Raw genomic sequence first — 16,677 nt, 5'->3', positions numbered from 1 at the left:
GCGGCTCAGTGCCCGTGGTCGCTGCGATAGCGCTCGAACGCGGCGATCGCGTCGTCCACCGCGACCAGCGACATGACGTCGTCGAACTCGATCTTGGTGCCCCACTTCAGCTCCGCGGCCGGCTTGCCGAGGAACCTGCGCGCGGCGGCGTCGTAGCGGTCCACGCAGTAGCGGCGGTCGGAGTAGGGGCCGCTGCGCTCGGGGTTGCTGGCCGCGTGCAGGCCCAGCACCTTGCTGCCCATGGCATTGGCGATGTGCATCGGGCCGGAGTCGGGCGTCATCACCAGCTCGGCGCGCGCCAGCAGCGCCGGCAGCTGCTTGAGCGTGTCCTTGCCGACCAGGTCCAGCACCGGGGCCTGCATGGCGGCGGCGATGGCGTCGGCGGTGCGGCGTTCCAGGTCGCTGCGCCCGCCGCACAGCACGATGCGCCAGCCCTGCGCGGCGGCATGGTCGGCCACCGCGGCATAGCGGTCGGGGTACCAGTTGCGGCGCTCGTGGCTGGAGCAGGGCGAGATCAGCAGGGTGGGCACGCCATCGTCCGGCCACTGCGCGCGCGCCCAGGCATGCGCCTGCTCCGGCACCGGCAGGTCCCACGCCACCTCGTCCTGGACCGGGCCCAGCGGCTGGCAGAAGCTGCCGATGGCGTCGAGCACGTGGATGCGTTCGGGGGCGTGGATGCGTTCGTTGACGAACAGGCCGTGCAGGTCCTTGGAACGGCTGCGGTCGTAGCCGATGCGGCGGCGCGCCTGGATGAAGGCCGACAGCAGGTTGGCGCGCAACGCCACCTGCATCTGCAGCAGCGCATCGAAGCGGCCGCAGGGGGCCAGTTCGCGGCGCAGCGCGCGCATGCCGGCCAGGCCGCTGCTCTTGTCGTAGACGTGGAAGCGAACCCCGTCCAGTCCTTCGAGCAGCTTGTGGCCGGCTTTGTCGATCACCCAGTGCAGCGGCGCCTCCGTCTCCGGCCAGGCGCGCTGCAGGGTCCGCACCAGGGGCACGACGTGGGTCACATCGCCCAGTGCCGAAAGGCGCAGCAGGCACAGGGAGGGGCGCGTTGCGGGCATGGTGTTGCTAGACTCGAAGGAATGGTTGCATTCGACGCCACTGAAGCGCTGGCGCCCTACCGCGAAGGCCGCGGCTATGGCGCCATTCTGTTCGACCGCCAACGGCTGCCGCAAGCCGACCCCGGCCTGTTCTCGCCCACCCAGTGGGGCGCGCGCGCCAGGCCGGTCGACGAGGGCGGGCGCGGCGGCGCCTGGTTCGTCGATGCGCCGTTCGGGCGCTACGTGCTGCGCCACTACCTGCGCGGCGGCCTGGCGGCCAGGATCAGCCGCGGCAGCTACCTGTGGCAGGGCGCCAACCGCACGCGCAGCTTCGCCGAGTTCCGGCTGATGCGGCAGCTGTGCGCGCTCAAGCTGCCGGTGCCGCGGCCGCTGGCCGCGTGCTACCTGCGCCAGGGCATGCACTACCGGGCGGCGCTGCTGATGGAGCGCCTGGAAGGCGTGCGCTCGCTGGGCGAATGCGCGCAACTGGCCGGGCACGGCGCGCCCTGGGAAGAGGCCGGGCAGCTGATCGCCCGCTTCCATCGCGCCGGCCTGGACCACGCCGACCTCAATGCGCACAACATCCTGTTCGACGGCGTCAACAAGGGCTGGCTGATCGATTTCGACCGCGGCGTGCTGCGCATCCCGGCCACGCGCTGGCGCGAGCGCAACCTCAAGCGCCTGCATCGCTCGCTGCGCAAGCTGCGCGGCGAACGCAGCCGCGACGAGGTCGACAAGGACTTCGCACGGCTGCGCCGGGCCTACCAGATGGCCTGGGACCGGGGCTACTAGATGCCGTGGTCGCTGCGCTTCCAGGGCGTCGGCAACGCCTCGGCGGTCGCGCTGGGCACGCCGATGGCGACCATCGAGCGCGACGGGGCGCCGTGGCTGACCATCGACTGCGGCAGCGAGGGGCTGACCGCCTACCAGGCCCATTACGGCGCCATGCCGCGCGCGCTGTTCGTCACCCATGTCCACCTGGACCACGTCGGCGGCTTCGAACGCCTGTTCGTGGACAGCTACTTCTCCGAGCGTCGCGGGCAGACCCTGCTGTACGTGCCGGCGCCGCTGGTGCCGCTGCTGCACCGCAGGATCGGCGACTACCCCAACGTGCTGGCCGAGGGCGGCGCCAACTTCTGGGATGCGTTCCGGCTGGTCGCGGTGGGCGATGCGTTCTGGCACGACGGCGTGCGCATGGAGGTGTTCCCGGTGCGCCACCATTGGCCCGAGACCGCCTACGGCCTGCGCCTGAAGGGGGCGCTGGCCTGGAGCGGCGACACCCGACCGATCCCGGAGATGCTGGCCCGTTTTGCCGACGACGGCGAACTGATCGCGCACGACTGCGGCCTGCACGGCAACCCCTCGCATACCGGCGTGGACGATCTCGAACGCGAGTACCTGCCGGCACTGCGCGAACGCATGGTGCTGTACCACTACGCCAGCGCGGCGGACGCCCGGCGCCTGCGCGAGCGCGGCCACCGGGTCGCCTCGCCGGGCGAATGCATCGCCCTGCGGGCGCCGACGGCGATGGTGGCCTCGCCGGCGTGAGCCGGCCCGGTGGCTCGCGGTGGAAGATGCGAGGATGAACGACGAAGCACTGGCGTCCGTGCTGATCGAGCTGGAACGTTCGCTGCTGCGGCCGCGTGTGCGTGCGGACCGGCAGCGGCTGGAGCGCTTGCTGGACGAGGACTTCCTGGAATTCGGGGCGTCCGGCCGGGTTTTCGCGCGCGAGGCGATCCTGCGGGCACTGCCGGCAGAGACTGGAAGCGAACGGATCGAGGCCGATGGCTTCCAGGTCCGGCAGCTTGCGCCGGGGATCGCGCAGGTCACCTACCGTTCGCTCAGCCGGCACGACGGCGTGGCACGTCCGGCCTGGCGCTGCTCGCTGTGGCGGCAATCGGCCTGCGGCTGGCGCCTGTTCTTCCACCAGGGCACGCCGGCGGCAGAACAGGCAGAGGACCCGAAGCCCGGGTAGGCGAGGCGCGGCCGGGGGTGGCGAGGTCGGCCGTCCACGAGTGCTTCCAATGAACGGCCGGCTGTGCGCGCGAAGGCATGAAGCACAAAAGGCGGTGGCCCCGCCGGTTGACCTCGGCGCCCGCGTCGATCGATACCGTTGCTGCCTTCCGGCCCTGGCGGGATTTTCGATCTAGCGTCGCGAGGGACCGACGGGGCCACCATAGAGACGAAGCCGCGCCGGAGCGCGGCCTTGCTTCCCATATGAAGTCCGCACAGGGATGGGCGGGCTCTTGCGAGGGATGCGCATGTTTGGCGGAGAGAGGGGGATTCGAACCCCCGAAGCGCGGTTTAGACGCTTACACACTTTCCAGGCGTGCTCCTTCAACCACTCGGACACCTCTCCGGGACCTGCCGCCGGGACGGGCACGACAGGGGCGCAGATTCTAGCCGCCCGGCCGCGTCCCCACAAGCTGAATCGCAGCGGCGCGGCGGGCGTTGACGGCCATGGCACAATGACGGTTCAGATGAAGACGGTTGCCTGATGTCCTACCTCGTCCTTGCCCGCAAGTGGCGTCCGAAGCGTTTTGCCGAGCTGGTGGGCCAGGAGCATGTGGTCCGCGCGCTGAGCAATGCGCTCGACAGCGGCCGCGTCCACCATGCCTTCCTGTTCACCGGCACCCGCGGCGTCGGCAAGACCACCATCGCCCGCATCTTCGCCAAGTCGCTCAACTGCGAGCACGGCACCAGCGCCGACCCCTGCGGCCAGTGCGCGGCCTGCCTGGACATCGATGCCGGGCGCTACATCGACCTGCTGGAGATCGACGCGGCCTCCAACACCGGCGTGGACGACGTGCGCGAGGTGATCGAGAACGCGCAGTACATGCCCTCACGCGGCAAGTTCAAGGTCTACCTGATCGACGAGGTGCACATGCTGTCCAAGGCGGCGTTCAATGCGCTGCTGAAGACGCTGGAGGAGCCGCCGGAGCACGTGAAGTTCCTGCTGGCCACCACCGACCCGCAGAAGCTGCCGGTGACGGTGCTGTCGCGCTGCCTGCAGTTCAACCTCAAGCGGCTGGACGAGGAGCAGATCCGCGGGCAGATGACCCGGATCCTGTCGGCCGAGGGCATCGAGGCCGATGCCAGCGCCATCGCCCAGCTGGCCAAGGCCGCCGACGGCAGCCTGCGCGACGGCCTGTCGCTGCTCGACCAGGCCATCGCCTATGCCGGCGGGGCGCTGCGCGAGGACGTGGTGAGCGCGATGCTAGGCACGGTGGACCGCACCCAGGTCGGGGCGATGCTGGAAGCCCTGGCCGACGGCGATGGCGCCCGCCTGTTGCAGGTGGTGGCGACGCTGGCCGAGTTCTCGCCGGACTGGGGCGGCGTGCTGGAGGCGCTGGCCGAGGCGCTGCATCGCATCCAGGTGCGGCAGCTGGTGCCTTCCGCCGCCGTGGCCGGCGACGCGATCGATACCGATGCCTTCGCCACCCGCCTGCGCCCGGAAGTGGTGCAGCTGTGGTACCAGATGGCGCTCAACGGGCGTCGCGACCTGTACCTGGCGCCGAGCCCGCGCGCCGGCTTCGAGATGGCGGTGCTGCGCATGCTGGCGTTCCGGCCGGCCGCGCCGGTGCCGCCGGGCAAGGGCGGACAGGCGGAGCCGGCCGGCCGCACGCAGGCTGCACGCAGCGAATCGGCCCCGGCGAACGCCGCGCCGGCAGCGGGACCGCCGGTTGCGGTTTCCGCCGTCGCCGCGCCGCCAGTGCCGCCGGTACCCGTTCCAGAACCAGCACCAGCGCCGACGCCAGTACCGGTTCCGTCTCCCATGCCGGCGGCCGAGCGCGCGCCGAAGCCCGATGCCGTCGCCGCCGATGACCGGCCGCCGTGGGAGCCCGCACCCGCCGACAGGGCGCCGCCTGCCGCGCCGAACGTCGTCGTCGACGACATCGTGGCGATGCCGGAACTGGCGATGGCGCCGCCTGCGCCACCGTCGCAAACCCATACCCCGGTGTCCGTTCCCGTCCCGGCGGAAGTCGCGCCGGCGACCGCGGACGGTCGCATCGCCAGCAGCGAGCAGTGGTTCGCGCTGGTGGCCCGCTGCGGGCTGAGCGGGCCGTCCAGGCAACTGGCGGCCAATGCGGCCTTCGTCTCGCACGACCACGGCGTGTTGCGGCTGGCCTTGCCGCCGGGCTTCGAGTACCTGCGCTCGGAGCGCTCGCAGGGCGACCTGGCGCAGGCGCTGGGCCGCCAGCTCGGCCAGGCGCCGAAGCTGGTGATCGAGGCCGGCGCCGCCGAGGTCCAGGCGCAGACCCTGCACGCGCATGCCGAGAGCCAGCGCGGCGAGCGCCAGCAGGCCGCCGAGGACACCTTCATGAACGATCCGCAGGTGCAGCAGCTGATCCAGCAGCATGGCGCGCGGGTCGTCCCCGATTCCATCCGCCCTTACGACGAGTGAAAAGACCATGCGTGGCAATATCGCCCAATTGATGCAACAGGCGCAGAAGATGCAGGAGAACCTGCAGCGCGCCCAGGAAGAACTGGCCAAGCTGGAAGTGACCGGCAGCGCCGGCGGTGGCATGGTCAGCGTGACCCTGACTGGCGCCAAGGAGTGCCGCAAGGTGCGCATCGATCCCAGCGTGCTGTCCGACCAGGAGATGGTCGAGGACCTGGTCGCGGCCGCCTTCAACGACGCCAGCAACAAGATCGAGACCGAGTCCAAGTCGCGCATGGGCGCCGCCACGGCCGGCATGCCGCTGCCGCCGGGAATGAAGCTGCCGTTCTGACGGAGCGGGGATTGGGGATTCGGGATTGGGGATTCGCAAAGGCAGAAGCAAGGCCGCTTCTACGAATCCCCAATCCCGAATCCCCAATCCCAACCACCCCATGTCCTCATTGCTCGAACAATTGGTCGACGCCTTCCGCGTACTGCCCGGCGTGGGCCAGAAGACCGCTCAGCGCATGGCCTACCACGTGCTCGAACGCGGGCGCGAGGGCGGCCAGCGCCTGGCGCGGACGCTGGCCGAGGCGATCGAGCGCATCGGCCATTGCGAGCAGTGCCGCGATTTCAGCGAGAGCGCGATCTGCCCGATCTGCGCCAGCGCCAGCCGCGAGCGGCAGCAGCTGTGCGTGGTGGAGTCGCCGGCCGACCGGCTGGCGATCGAGTACGCCACCGGCTATCGCGGCGTGTACTTCGTGCTGCAGGGGCGTCTGTCGCCGCTGGACGGCGTCGGCCCGCGCGAGCTCGGCCTGGACCGGCTGGGCGAGCGACTCGGCCAGGGCGAGGTGCGCGAGCTGATCATCGCCACCAACTCGACCGTCGAGGGCGAGGCCACCGCGCACTACCTGGCGCAGATGGCGCGCCAGCACGGCGTGCGCCCGAGCCGGCTGGCACAGGGCCTGCCGCTGGGCGGCGAGCTGGAGTACGTGGACCGCGGCACGCTCTCGCATGCCTTCGGCTCGCGCAGCGAAGTGCCTTGAGGGCGGGGATCCGGGATTGGAGATTCGGGATTCGCTGAAGCACGCGAGCGATTGCGGCAGGCTATGCTCTATCCGAATCCCGAATCCCGAATCCCGAATCCCGAATCCCGCCATGACCAACGACACCCTCTTCGGCAAGATCATCCGCCGCGAGATCCCGGCTACCGTCGTCTACGAGGACGACGAGGTGCTCGGCTTCAAGGACATCGCACCGCAGGCGCCGGTGCACGTGCTGTTCATCCCGAAGAACCTGTACATCCCGACGCTGGACGACCTCAAGCCCGACCAGGCCTGGATCATCGGCAAGCTGGTGCTGGCCGCGGCCGAGTACGCGCGCGGCGAGGGCTTCGCCCAGGACGGCTACCGGGTGGTGATGAACTGCCGCGAGCATGCCGGGCAGACCGTGTTCCACATCCACCTGCACCTGCTGGCCGGGGCGCAGCTCGGGCATTTCGGAACGCCGTAGGCCGCGGCCACGCCCTGGCAAATCCAGCCGCCCCGGGTGCCCGCCGCGTGGGCGCCGATCTACGCCTGTTCGCGTGGGAAGGGGGATACGGCGGATTGCCGCCAGCGGGAATGGGGCGGGCTTCGGCGGGCCGTGGCCGAGCCTGCCGCCGCCTGCTCGGCACGCCGCGGCGGCGACCAAGGGCAGCCATGACATGGCGACGGATCCGTGAAAAAAGGGGCTGTCCTTCTCCGCTGGCGGTGCCTGTCGCCGTGATACCGGTCAGCTTGTAGCCGGGTAAGCGAAGCGCCTCCGGGTGGCCGGTGACCCGGGTGCGCTTCGCTTACCGGGGGCCGCAGGCCGCTGCCATCGTTCCGGCATCGGCAGCGGGCGTGCCCGAAGTTGACAGGGTCCATAAAAAAAACGCCGCTCGATGAGCGGCGTTTTCCTCGGCTTCTGCCTGGGCGATCACCACCAGCCGCGGTAGCCCCAGCGCGGGCCCCACCACGGATCGTACGGACCCCAGGGACCGTACGGGTAGGCCGGCACGACCTGCACGTCGCGCACCACCGGCCACAGGTAGACCACGTCGGCCTGGATCTTCGGCAGCTTGTAGTCGAACTCGCCGATCTTGGTGTCCTCGTAGCCGGCGATCGTGCCGATGAAGGTCACGTCGCGGCCGGGCTCGAACACCGCCGGGTCGTAGAAGCCGGCGCGGCAGGCGACGAAGCGGCCGTCGCTGGCATCGGACGAGCCGCTGTCCGGGCGGCCGCTGGAGTTCAGCGGGCGCGACAGCAGCTGGAAGCAGGTCTGTCCCTGGCCGGGATTGGTGGCGATGATCTTTCCGCCCCAGCGGACCTGCGTGCCGACCTGCGGTGCGGCGACGGAATCGCGCGGCGTCACGCCGCTGAACTGCCCCTGCAGGGGCTTGGGCGCGGTGGCGCAGGCGGCAAGGGAAAGGGCGGCGACAGCGGGTAACAGGAAACGCATGTTCATGGGGATGCTCCGTTTATCGGGCGATGCTTGCGCAGGTCGTTTAGCAATGAGGCGAGGGAGGCGCTGTCCGTACGGGCGCCAGCATAGCGGGCGGCGGCGAAACGTTCACTGAGCGGAAGCAGGCCACTGCCGGGCCGGGCGCGCTCCACCCGCGCGGCCCAGTCCAGCGCCGGCTCGTGCGGTTCGCGTGCCAGCCCCAGGCGGGCGTAGCGGCGGCCCAGCCGGCGCCAGGCGCGCAGCAGCGGGTCGCGCTCGCGCTCGCCGCGCGCCAGCAGCCACGCCATCAGGCCGAGCGCGGCCAGGGCGAACAGCGAGAACAGCGCGATCAGCCGCGGCGGGTCCAGCCGGTCGATGCCGAGCGGGCTGAGCAGGCGCTGCTGGCGGCCGGCGTCGAAGGACAGCACCAGGTCGTTCCAGCCGCGCCGCAGCCAGTCGCCGACATCGGCCAGCGGCGGCCACTGGCGGCCCGCACCGGCGCCGGCGCCTTGGGCGAGGCGGTCCTCCAGGGTGTCGTAGATGCGTTCCGGGGCGACCGCGGCGGTGGGGTCCACCCGTACCCAGCCGCGCCGGGGCAGCCACACCTCGGCCCAGGCGTGGGCGTCCATGCGCCGCACCAGCCAGTAGCCGCCCAGCGCGTTGCGCACGCCGCCGGCGTAGCCGGTGACCACGCGCGCGGGAATGCCGGCGCCGCGCATCAGCACCACGAATGCGGAGCTGAAGTGCTCGCAGAAGCCGGCCTTGTGGCTGAACAGGAACTCGTCCACGCCGTCGCGCCCCGGCAGCGGCGTGTCCAGGGTGTAGGCGAACTCCTTGCCGATCCACTCCAGCACGCGTCCGACGATGGCGGCGTCGTCGCTGCCGGTCTCGCTGCGCCACTGCTGCGCCAGGGCCAGCGTGCGCGGGTTGTAGCCGGCCGGCAGCGCCAGCGCGCGCTGGCGCAGGACGCGCGGCAACGATGGCTGGAAGGCGCCCGGCGGCGCGGACTGCATGCGCCAGCGGGTCAGGCCGTTGAGCGGGCGGTCGCTGAGCAGGCCGTAGTCCAGCGACAGCCGGCTTCCGGGCGGGGCCTGCAGCGGAAGGTCCAGCGCCACCAGCTGGCGGCGGTCGGTGGGCTCGTAGTCGATCTGGTAGTCCCAGCGGGCGCCGGCGTGATCGGCCGGGGCCGGCGGCAGCCGGCGCAGTTCGCGCGGCTGGGTCCAGCTGCGGCCGTCGAAATCCCACAGCACCGGTCCGCGCCAGTAGCGCTGCGGCGGCGCCGGCACCGCGCCGAAGAACTGCGCGCGCAGCACCGGCGTGTCGTCGGCCATCAGGTCGATCCACTCGCCCGGGGTCATCGTGTCCGACAGGCCCGGCCGCGCCAGCGCACGTTCGGGCACGCCCCACAGCGGCGATCCCAGCCGCGGGAACAGCCAGAACGCGGCCAGCGCCAGCGGCAGGCCGATGGCCACCAGCCGGGCGATGCCGCCCACCTGTTGCCGCAGCGGCGGCGTCGCGGCCCGGCCTTCCTCGGCGGCCAGCCGCTGCATGCCCAGCAGCGACACCAGCACCGCCAGCAGGCCCAGCGCCATCGTCGCCGGCCCCTGATCGAGCAGGAACGCGGCGAACGGCGCGAACAGCGCGAAGCCGAGCAGGCTGCGGGCATCGCGCAGGTCGCGCAGTTCGGACGACTTGATCGCCAGCATCGCCGCCAGCAGCGCGCAGCCGGTGTCGCGGCCGAAGCGCATGCCCATCTGCCAGTGGATCGCGGCGAACATCGCCAGCACCAGCAACAGCCGCAGCGCCGCGGGCAGCGGCCGCCGCCACGAGGCCAGCGCCACCAGCACGGCGGTGGTGGCGAACGCGATCGCCAGCGCGGGCGGCAGCTGCAGCAGCAGCGGGATCAGCAGCAGCACGGCGGCGCCCAGCGTCCAGGCGCGGCTGCGGCCGCTCAGCGTGATCGGCGCAGGTGCGCTCATGGCAGCAGCGCCAGTGCGCGCAGGCAGGCATGGCGGTGCTGCGGTCCCAGGCCGGGGCCGAGCGGCGGCTGTCCGGGCAGCAGCAGGCGCGAGCGCAGTCCCTGGCGTTCGGCCTCGTCGATCCAGCGCGCCAGGCGGGCGATGCGCTGCTCGTCGCCCAGTGGCGCCAGCCTGCGCCAGTCCAGCACGACCTCGGTGCCGAGCGGGCGCTCGTACTCGCGCACCAGCAGACTGTCGCGCCGCGCCGAGTGCTTCCACGCGATCGCCCGCGGCGCATCGCCGGCGCGGTAGGGACGCAGCTGGTGCAGGTCCTCGCCCAGTGCGTGCAGGCGGCTGTGGCGGGCGTCGCCGGCGCCGTCCGGCAGCGGCGGGCCATCGTGCTCCGGGCGCGGGTACACCAGCAACGGCTGCTGCGGCCAGACCCATGACCACGCGCGCACCAGGCCCAGCGGCTGGGTGGTGGAGATGCGGATGCGCTCCAGCTCCAGCCAGCCGCGTTGCACGGTGGGCACCTGCAGCTGCGGATCGGCCTGGTGGGCGGAGTCGAGGCTGCAGAACGCCTTGGCGTCGCCGTGGTCGATGCGCAGGCCGCGCCGGGGACGGCCGTCCTGGCGGGCCAGTGCCAGCCGCATCCGCAGGGGCGTGCCGGCCGCGACCGGCTCGGCCGCGACCGTCTCGATGCGCAGCCCCGACAGCTGCAGGTGCGCGCCGATGGTGCTGGCCACGGCTGTTGCCCCCAGCAGCAGGGCCAGCAGCAGCGCCGGGTTGTTGTTGTAGTTCAGCGCACCCAGCAGCATCGCGCCCAGCAGCATCGCCACGAACAGGCCGAAGCGGGTCGGCAGCACGTAGATGCGCCGGCGGTCCAGCGTCACCGGCAGCGGTTCGGCCGCGCGCGGGCGCGCCAGCCGCTGCAGCCGCCGTCGTGCCGGGCGGATGCGCGGTCCCACCGTGCTCAATCCACCGGCACGCTGTGCAGGATCGCCTTGGCCAGGGTCGGGCCGGAGGAGGATTCGGCCACCGGCACGATGCGATGCCCGGCCACCGCCACGAACAGCGCCTGGATGTCCTCGGGCAGCACGTGGTTGCGGCCCAGCAGCAGCGCATAGGCCCGGGCGGCGCGCAGCAGCGCGATGCCGGCACGCGGCGACAGTCCCACGCGCACGCCGGCATGCTGGCGGCTGCGGGCCAGCAGCGCCTGCACGTAGTCGACCAGAGCCTCGCTGGCATGCACCTGCGCCGCCGCCGCGCGCAGGGTCTTCACCTCGCCGGCGGAGAGCCGAGGCTGCGCCTGCGCGATCAGGTCGCGGCGGTCGCTGCCGGACAGCAGCGCCTTCTCGGCCTGCGCATCGGGGTAGCCCAGCGCCAGCCGCAGCAGGAAGCGGTCCAGCTGCGAGTCCGGCAGCGGGAAGGTGCCGGACAGGTCCACCGGGTTCTGCGTGGCGATCACGAAGAACGGGTCGGGCAGGGCGTGGGTGGCGCCATCCAGGGTGACCTGCTGCTCGGCCATCGCCTCCAGCAGGGCGCTCTGCGTGCGCGGCGGGGCGCGGTTGATCTCGTCGGCCAGCAGCACGTGGGTGAACACCGGGCCGGGATGGAACTGGAACTGGCGCGATTGCGCGTCGTAGACCGATACCCCGAGCACGTCGGCCGGCAGCAGGTCGGAGGTGAACTGCACGCGCTGGACGCCCAGTCCCAGGCTGGACGCCATGGCGTGCGCCAGCGTGGTCTTGCCCAGGCCCGGCAGGTCCTCGATCAGCAGGTGCCCGCCCGACAGCACGGCGACGAATGCCAGCCTGACCTCTTGCGCCTTGCCCAGCAGCAGCGAGTTGACCTGGTCCTGCGCCTGGCGCAACGCATCGCGCAGGGCATCGGTTAGCATGCTCGTCGAGCGAAGTGATAAGGACATCACGTTTCCATGGCCTTCTGAAGGGGATCCCCACGCAATGCACGGCGAGGCGCGCGCGCAACGCAACTTCGTGATCCTGTGGACGTTGGTTACCGCCGTCAAGCTGGTCGTCGCGGCGCGGTTGCCGCTGTTCGTGGACGAGGCCTTCTACTGGCAGGAAGGCCGGCACCTGGCGCTGTCGTATTCCGATCTCCCGGGCATGACCGCATGGATGGCGCGGCTGGGCGTGGAAATCGGCGGCAACCACCTGTTGGCGCTGCGCATGCCGTTCCTGCTGGTGGCGGCGCTGCTGCCGTGGCTGGTCGTGCGCATCGCCACGCAGTGGTTCGGTGCCGCCGCGGGCTGGCGTGCGGGCAGCCTGACCGTGCTGATGCCGCTGTCGGCGACGCTGGGCATCCTGGCGCTGCCGGACGTGCCGATGGCGCTGGCGGCGATCCTGTGCCTGGGAGCAGGCGCGCGCCTGCTGCGCGAGGTCGAGGCGCCCAGTACCGTCGAGCTCGCGCTGGGGCTGGCGATCGGCGCCTTCAGCCATTACCGCTTCCTGGGGGTGATCGGCGTGGGCCTGGTCGCGCTGGCCTGCATCCCGCGCGGCCGCCAGGTGCTGCTCGATCCGCGGGTCTGGGTGGCGCTGCTGATCGGCATGCTCGCCTGGCTGCCGCTGCTGGCGTGGAACGCGCACCATCAGGAGGCCGGGCTGCGGTTCCAGCTGCTGGATCGCCATCCGTGGACGTTCCAGATCACCGGGCTGTCGTTCCTGGCGGTGCAGGCACTGCTGGTGACGCCGCTGCTGTTCGTCGCGATGGCCGGCGTCGCGCTGGCGGCGGCGCGCAGCGGCGGGACTGCCGGAACGCGGCTGCAGTGGCGCTACTTCGGGCTGGTCGGCGGTATTTCCACCGTGCTGGTGTTCGGCCTGGGCTTCTTCACCGACGTCGAACGCGTGAGCTTCCACTGGCCGCTGCCGGGGTACCTGGCGCTGCTGGTGGCGGTGCCGGTCGTCCTCAACCGCTGGGCGCGGCCGCTGCGGCTGGCGACACTGGGGCTGGCGGGCGTCGGGCTGGTGGGCGCGCTGGGCTACTACGTCGCCGTCTCCGTGCCCTCGGTGCGCGAGCAGGCGGCGGGCCACAAGTTCTACCCGCGCAACTTCGCCGGCTGGGATACGCTCGGCGCCGCCGTGCGCGAGGAACTGCAGGCGATGCCGGACGGCACCCGCGTGCTGGCCGACAACTTCAAGGTCGGTGCAGAGCTGGGCTTCGTGCTCGACGATGCGGACATCGAGGTGCTGCCGGCGCCGCTCAACGACAAGCACGGGCGCACCGTGCAGCTGCGAACGTGGGGCCTGCTCAGCGACGGCGATCGCGACGGGCCGCGGCTGCTGGTGCTCTCGCCCAGCGACAATCCCTACAAGTTCCTGCTGCAGCGCTATCACGACCTGTGCGCACTGGTGGGGCCGTTGCCGCCGCCGCGCGTGGTGTCGCTGGACCACGGCTACCAGCGCTTCCTGCTGATGCGGCTGCCGGCGCAGCGTGCATCCGGGGACTGCGTGACGCCGGCGATGGCGTGGATCGACGCGCCGCTGCCCGGTGCGGGCGTCGACGGCGCCTTCGAGGTGCAAGGCTGGGCGTTCAAGGACGGCGTGGGCCTTTCGAGGGTGGAACTGCTGCTGGACGGCCGGCCGCTGGCGAGCGCCGACTACGGGCACGTGCAGGACGTCACCGGGTTCTGGAAGATCTCCAACGACCCGCAGCACCCCCGTGTCGGCTTCCGCGCGAGGTTGCGCAGCCAGGACCTCCCGGCCGGCCGGCACTGGCTGGGCCTGCGCCTGCATGGCCATGACGGCAGCGTCGAGGACTGGTGGGAACAACCGCTGGAAATCAGGCATCCTTGAGGCCTCACCTGCCGCCCTGCAGTCACCGCGCCGCCATGTCCCCCTCGCTGGCCACTTCTCTGCCCGCGCCGCCATACGGGCCCGATATCGCCGTGCTCATCCCTTGCCACGACGAGGCGGCCGCCATCGCCAAGGTGGTGGGCGACTTCGCCGCGGCACTGCCGACGGCACGGATCTGGGTGCTCGACAACAATTCCTGCGACGGTACCGCCGGGGTGGCCAAGGCCGCCGGCGCGTGCGTACGCAAGGTCGCGCTGCAGGGCAAGGGCAATGTCGTCAGGCGCGCCTTCGCCGATATCGACGCCGACATCTACGTGCTGGTCGATGGCGACGATACCTACGATGCCGCCGCCGCGCCGGTCCTGGTCCGGCGCCTGCTCGATGATGGCCTGGACATGGTGGTCGGCGCTCGGCTCAGCGGTCACCAGTCCGCCTATCGAGCCGGCCACAGGACCGGCAACGCACTGCTAACGCGCTGCGTAGGCTTCCTGTTCGGGCGCAGCTTCGACGACATGCTTTCCGGTTACCGGGTGTTCTCGCGGCGCTATGTGAAGTCGTTTCCGGCGCACTCGTCCGGCTTCGAGACGGAAACCGAACTGGCAGTGCATGCGCTGCAACTGCGGATGCCGGTGGCGGAGGTCGAGACCCGCTACGGCGCCCGTCCGGAGGGATCGCAGAGCAAGTTGCGCACCTGGCAGGACGGGTTCCGCATCCTTGGCATGATCGCCCGCCTGTTCAAGGCGGAACGGCCTCTGTTGTTCTTTTCCTTCGGCTTTGCCGCCTGCGTGGTTGCCTCGCTCGTCCTGGCCGCCCCGCTGTTTCTCACCTACCTGGAGACCGGACTGGTGCCGCGCTTCCCCACGGCCGTCCTCTGCGTCGCACTAATGCTGTTGGGGGTGTTGCTGCTGGCCTGCGGGCTGATCCTGGATACGGTCACGCGCGGGCGTATCGAATCCAAGCACTTGGCCTATCTGGCCATTCCGCCGTGGCGGGAGCGCGGCGGCGGGAGGGAATCGCCCCAATGAGCCAGGCCGCAACCGGGAGCGGGGTGCAACCGCGGTCTCCGCGCTGCGCCAGGCACCTGGTCCGCCTGGGCCTGTGGCTGGACCACCGCTTCGCCTTCCGCAGTGCCGGCAACGTGGCGGCCACCGTCATCGCGGCGACGCTGGCCTGCGCGATGGCATCGCTATGGCTTGGCCAGGATGCCAACTGGGATCTGCGCAACTACCATCTCTACAACGCCCATGCATTGCTCCACGGCCGGGTCGGCATCGATCTGGCGCCGGCGCAGATGCAGAGCTATTTCAACCCGTTGCTGGATCTGGTGCATTACGGGCTGTTGATGCACTGGCCGCCGATGCTCGCGGCGATGGCGCTGGGGGCATTCCATGGGCTGTTGCTGCCGCTGGCCGCCGGCATCGCCTGGATGGTGCTGCCGGCCGATCAGCACCGTCCACGTCTGGCGCCCTTGCTCGGGGTCGCGGGTCTGTGCAGCGCCGCCTTTCTGTCCGAGCTCGGCGGCACCATGGCCGACAACACCACTGCGGTGTTCGTGCTCGCTGCCGTGGCGCTGGTGCTGTGGGCACAGCGGCGGCAGCGCGAACGGGTCGGTTTCTCCGTTCTGTGGTGGGCGTTGGCCGGTGCGGCGCTCGGCCTGGCAGTGGCTCTCAAGCTCACCAATGCCGCGTATGCGATCGCGCTCGGGCTGGCGGCACTGGCCGATGGCGGCAAGGCCGGGACGCGCGTCGCAGGGCTGGTGGTGATGACGGTCGTGGCGCTGGCGGTATTCACCGTGGCCGCCGGGCCATGGCTGTGGACGATGTGGACCACCTTCGGCAACCCGTTGTTGCCGCAATTCAATCACTGGTTCCAGTCGCCGATGGCATCGCTTGTCGGCGTGGCAGATGCCCACTGGTTGCCGCGCAACTGGGGCGAGCGGCTGGCCTGGCCGCTGGTGTTCACCGCAAATCCCTACCGGGTCGGCCAGGTTGCACTGTTGCAATGCATCTGGACGGCGTTGTACCTCCTGGCTGCCGTGCTGATCGTACGCTGGGGCCTGCGCCACATTGGTGCAGTGCGGCCACGCGCTGTCGTTCCGGCGGCGCCCCCGGCATTGCGGACCGTGCTCGTGTTCTTCGTGGCCGGCTACGTGTTCTGGCAGGCGATCTTCAGCATCCATCGCTACCTTGTCGTACTCGAGGTGCTCGCGCCGCTGCTGTTGTGGCTGGGTATGCGCAGGTTGCAGACATCCGCAGCTTCGTGCCGTTGGCCAGCGTTGGTAGTGGCCTTCTGCGCGCTGGTTTCCTTGGCCGGTTGGAGTGACTGGGGGCATACGCGCTGGGCGCCCCGGGCATTCGATGTCGAAGTGCCGGCTCTGTCGCGGCCCGGCGACTCGGCAGTGCTTCTGGTCGGCGATGAACCGCAGGCCTGGCGCGTGCCGTTTTTGCCGCAACACGCCGTGTATGCGGCGGTGGCGTCCAACTTTCCCGAAGGCGTGGGCTATCGCATGCGTCTGGATGCCATGCTGGCGCAGCGTTCCGAGGTGTTCGCGATGATCCCGGCCGCCGTCGACAGAAAGGCGGAGCGCCTGGTGCGTATCAATCGCTGGGCAGCGCGTCTGGGACTGGCCACGCAACCAGGCTGCACGACGCTGCGCTGGCTCGAGCGCCGGGGCCTGAAGTTGCAGGTCGAGGAGATCGGGGGACGCTGCCGGCTGGCGGCGCGGCCCGGCAGCCTGATCGATGTGGCAGCCGCCGATGCGGAACTGGCGCTTGCCGCGGATGCACAATTGTCCGCCTACGGATTGGAACTGGATCGCTCCGGCTGCCGGACGCTCCGTGCACGGATCGGGCAGGGAAATTTCCCCTACCAGTGGTGCCAGGTGCGGCGGCGTTGATTCCTGCTTTCCGCTGGCTGGCAACCGCGTAGCCTGGGGCGCCGGTCAGCCCGGGTGCGCGTGCTTGCCCGGGTTACGGATCTTGCGAACGGGCGTGTCCTGGCCGAATGCCAGCCATGCCCCGATC

General features: G+C 70.9%; 15 protein-coding genes, 1 tRNA gene and 1 other RNA gene. 10 read left to right on the top strand and 7 right to left on the bottom strand.

Features of this window, described 5'->3' with window-relative positions; genetic code table 11:
- Positions 1-5: 5 nt before the first annotated feature.
- Positions 6-1,061, bottom strand: a complete 1,056-nt coding sequence (locus LRX76_RS03795) for a glycosyltransferase family 9 protein (protein ID WP_231802240.1) — start codon at positions 1,059-1,061, stop codon at positions 6-8.
- A gap of 21 nt (positions 1,062-1,082) precedes the next feature.
- Between LRX76_RS03795 and LRX76_RS03790 the strand changes: the two genes are divergently transcribed.
- Genes LRX76_RS03790 through LRX76_RS03780 form a run of 3 tightly spaced genes read left to right on the top strand, consistent with a single transcriptional unit; the run spans position 1,083 to position 3,015 of the window.
- Positions 1,083-1,832, top strand: a complete 750-nt coding sequence (locus tag LRX76_RS03790) for a 3-deoxy-D-manno-octulosonic acid kinase (RefSeq protein ID WP_231802238.1) — start codon at positions 1,083-1,085, stop codon at positions 1,830-1,832.
- A complete protein-coding gene (locus LRX76_RS03785) occupies positions 1,833-2,588 on the top strand; it encodes an MBL fold metallo-hydrolase (protein ID WP_231802236.1) in 756 nt (251 codons plus the stop codon).
- 34 nt (positions 2,589-2,622) lie between these two features.
- Entirely contained in the window at positions 2,623-3,015 is a 393-nt protein-coding gene (locus LRX76_RS03780; protein ID WP_231802234.1) for a nuclear transport factor 2 family protein, read from the top strand.
- Between the two features lie 97 nt (positions 3,016-3,112).
- On the opposite strand, the gene ffs is transcribed toward LRX76_RS03780, so the two are convergent.
- Together ffs and LRX76_RS03770 are read right to left on the bottom strand one after the other, a co-directional pair.
- Positions 3,113-3,209, bottom strand: an RNA gene (gene ffs / locus LRX76_RS03775) — signal recognition particle sRNA small type.
- Between the two features lie 97 nt (positions 3,210-3,306).
- Positions 3,307-3,399, bottom strand: a tRNA-Ser gene (locus LRX76_RS03770).
- Between the two features lie 138 nt (positions 3,400-3,537).
- Here LRX76_RS03770 and dnaX point away from each other — a divergent pair.
- The 4 genes from dnaX (at position 3,538) to LRX76_RS03750 (ending at position 6,933) form a co-directional block, all read left to right on the top strand.
- The gene (dnaX, locus tag LRX76_RS03765; RefSeq protein WP_231802232.1) at positions 3,538-5,445 is read left to right on the top strand and encodes a DNA polymerase III subunit gamma/tau; all 1,908 of its coding nucleotides are present in this window, start codon (positions 3,538-3,540) and stop codon (positions 5,443-5,445) included.
- Between the two features lie 7 nt (positions 5,446-5,452).
- Entirely contained in the window at positions 5,453-5,773 is a 321-nt protein-coding gene (locus LRX76_RS03760; RefSeq protein WP_231802230.1) for a YbaB/EbfC family nucleoid-associated protein, read from the top strand.
- Positions 5,774-5,873: 100 nt separating this feature from the next.
- Positions 5,874-6,467 (top strand): recombination mediator RecR, encoded by a 594-nt coding sequence (gene recR / locus LRX76_RS03755; protein ID WP_231802228.1) that lies wholly within the window; start codon positions 5,874-5,876, stop codon positions 6,465-6,467.
- A gap of 112 nt (positions 6,468-6,579) precedes the next feature.
- Positions 6,580-6,933 (top strand): histidine triad nucleotide-binding protein, encoded by a 354-nt coding sequence (locus LRX76_RS03750; RefSeq protein ID WP_231802226.1) that lies wholly within the window; start codon positions 6,580-6,582, stop codon positions 6,931-6,933.
- Between the two features lie 447 nt (positions 6,934-7,380).
- On the opposite strand, the gene LRX76_RS03745 is transcribed toward LRX76_RS03750, so the two are convergent.
- The 4 genes from LRX76_RS03745 to LRX76_RS03730 are packed head-to-tail and all read right to left on the bottom strand — an operon-like array spanning position 7,381 to position 11,769.
- A complete protein-coding gene (locus LRX76_RS03745; protein WP_231802224.1) occupies positions 7,381-7,908 on the bottom strand; it encodes a Slp family lipoprotein in 528 nt (175 codons plus the stop codon).
- Positions 7,905-9,863, bottom strand: coding sequence for a DUF3488 and transglutaminase-like domain-containing protein (locus tag LRX76_RS03740; RefSeq protein WP_231802222.1), 1,959 nt, complete (start codon positions 9,861-9,863; stop codon positions 7,905-7,907). Before LRX76_RS03740 ends, LRX76_RS03745 begins: the two co-directional genes overlap by 4 nt.
- Positions 9,860-10,798, bottom strand: a complete 939-nt coding sequence (locus LRX76_RS03735) for a DUF58 domain-containing protein (protein WP_231802638.1) — start codon at positions 10,796-10,798, stop codon at positions 9,860-9,862. The genes LRX76_RS03740 and LRX76_RS03735 overlap by 4 nt, the downstream gene beginning before the upstream one ends.
- A gap of 17 nt (positions 10,799-10,815) precedes the next feature.
- Positions 10,816-11,769, bottom strand: a complete 954-nt coding sequence (locus LRX76_RS03730) for an AAA family ATPase (protein WP_231802220.1) — start codon at positions 11,767-11,769, stop codon at positions 10,816-10,818.
- Positions 11,770-11,806: 37 nt separating this feature from the next.
- Between LRX76_RS03730 and LRX76_RS03725 the strand changes: the two genes are divergently transcribed.
- Genes LRX76_RS03725 through LRX76_RS03715 form a run of 3 tightly spaced genes read left to right on the top strand, consistent with a single transcriptional unit; the run spans position 11,807 to position 16,550 of the window.
- Complete coding sequence (locus tag LRX76_RS03725; RefSeq protein WP_231802218.1) at positions 11,807-13,654, top strand: glycosyltransferase family 39 protein; 1,848 nt, start codon at positions 11,807-11,809, stop codon at positions 13,652-13,654.
- Between the two features lie 35 nt (positions 13,655-13,689).
- Entirely contained in the window at positions 13,690-14,679 is a 990-nt protein-coding gene (locus LRX76_RS03720) for a glycosyltransferase family 2 protein (protein ID WP_231802216.1), read from the top strand.
- On the top strand, positions 14,676-16,550 hold the full coding sequence (locus LRX76_RS03715; RefSeq protein WP_231802214.1) for a hypothetical protein: 1,875 nt from the start codon (positions 14,676-14,678) through the stop codon (positions 16,548-16,550). Before LRX76_RS03720 ends, LRX76_RS03715 begins: the two co-directional genes overlap by 4 nt.
- Positions 16,551-16,677: the final 127 nt, after the last annotated feature.

Origin of the sequence: Stenotrophomonas sp. MMGLT7 (assembly GCF_021168555.1) — a bacterium.
In the GTDB taxonomy this organism is placed as follows: domain Bacteria; phylum Pseudomonadota; class Gammaproteobacteria; order Xanthomonadales; family Xanthomonadaceae; genus MMGLT7.
Note: the sequence above shows the minus strand (reverse complement) of the source record. Positions and strands in the feature narration are given on the sequence as shown.

Coding starts and splice junctions, on each gene's coding strand:
- LRX76_RS03795 (WP_231802240.1), bottom strand. CDS start 1,061: ATGCCCGCAACGCGCCCCTCCCTGTGCCTGCTGCGCCTTTCGGCACTG.
- LRX76_RS03790 (WP_231802238.1), top strand. CDS start 1,083: ATGGTTGCATTCGACGCCACTGAAGCGCTGGCGCCCTACCGCGAAGGC.
- LRX76_RS03785 (WP_231802236.1), top strand. CDS start 1,833: ATGCCGTGGTCGCTGCGCTTCCAGGGCGTCGGCAACGCCTCGGCGGTC.
- LRX76_RS03780 (WP_231802234.1), top strand. CDS start 2,623: ATGAACGACGAAGCACTGGCGTCCGTGCTGATCGAGCTGGAACGTTCG.
- dnaX (WP_231802232.1), top strand. CDS start 3,538: ATGTCCTACCTCGTCCTTGCCCGCAAGTGGCGTCCGAAGCGTTTTGCC.
- LRX76_RS03760 (WP_231802230.1), top strand. CDS start 5,453: ATGCGTGGCAATATCGCCCAATTGATGCAACAGGCGCAGAAGATGCAG.
- recR (WP_231802228.1), top strand. CDS start 5,874: ATGTCCTCATTGCTCGAACAATTGGTCGACGCCTTCCGCGTACTGCCC.
- LRX76_RS03750 (WP_231802226.1), top strand. CDS start 6,580: ATGACCAACGACACCCTCTTCGGCAAGATCATCCGCCGCGAGATCCCG.
- LRX76_RS03745 (WP_231802224.1), bottom strand. CDS start 7,908: ATGAACATGCGTTTCCTGTTACCCGCTGTCGCCGCCCTTTCCCTTGCC.
- LRX76_RS03740 (WP_231802222.1), bottom strand. CDS start 9,863: ATGAGCGCACCTGCGCCGATCACGCTGAGCGGCCGCAGCCGCGCCTGG.
- LRX76_RS03730 (WP_231802220.1), bottom strand. CDS start 11,769: ATGTCCTTATCACTTCGCTCGACGAGCATGCTAACCGATGCCCTGCGC.
- LRX76_RS03725 (WP_231802218.1), top strand. CDS start 11,807: ATGCACGGCGAGGCGCGCGCGCAACGCAACTTCGTGATCCTGTGGACG.
- LRX76_RS03720 (WP_231802216.1), top strand. CDS start 13,690: ATGTCCCCCTCGCTGGCCACTTCTCTGCCCGCGCCGCCATACGGGCCC.
- LRX76_RS03715 (WP_231802214.1), top strand. CDS start 14,676: ATGAGCCAGGCCGCAACCGGGAGCGGGGTGCAACCGCGGTCTCCGCGC.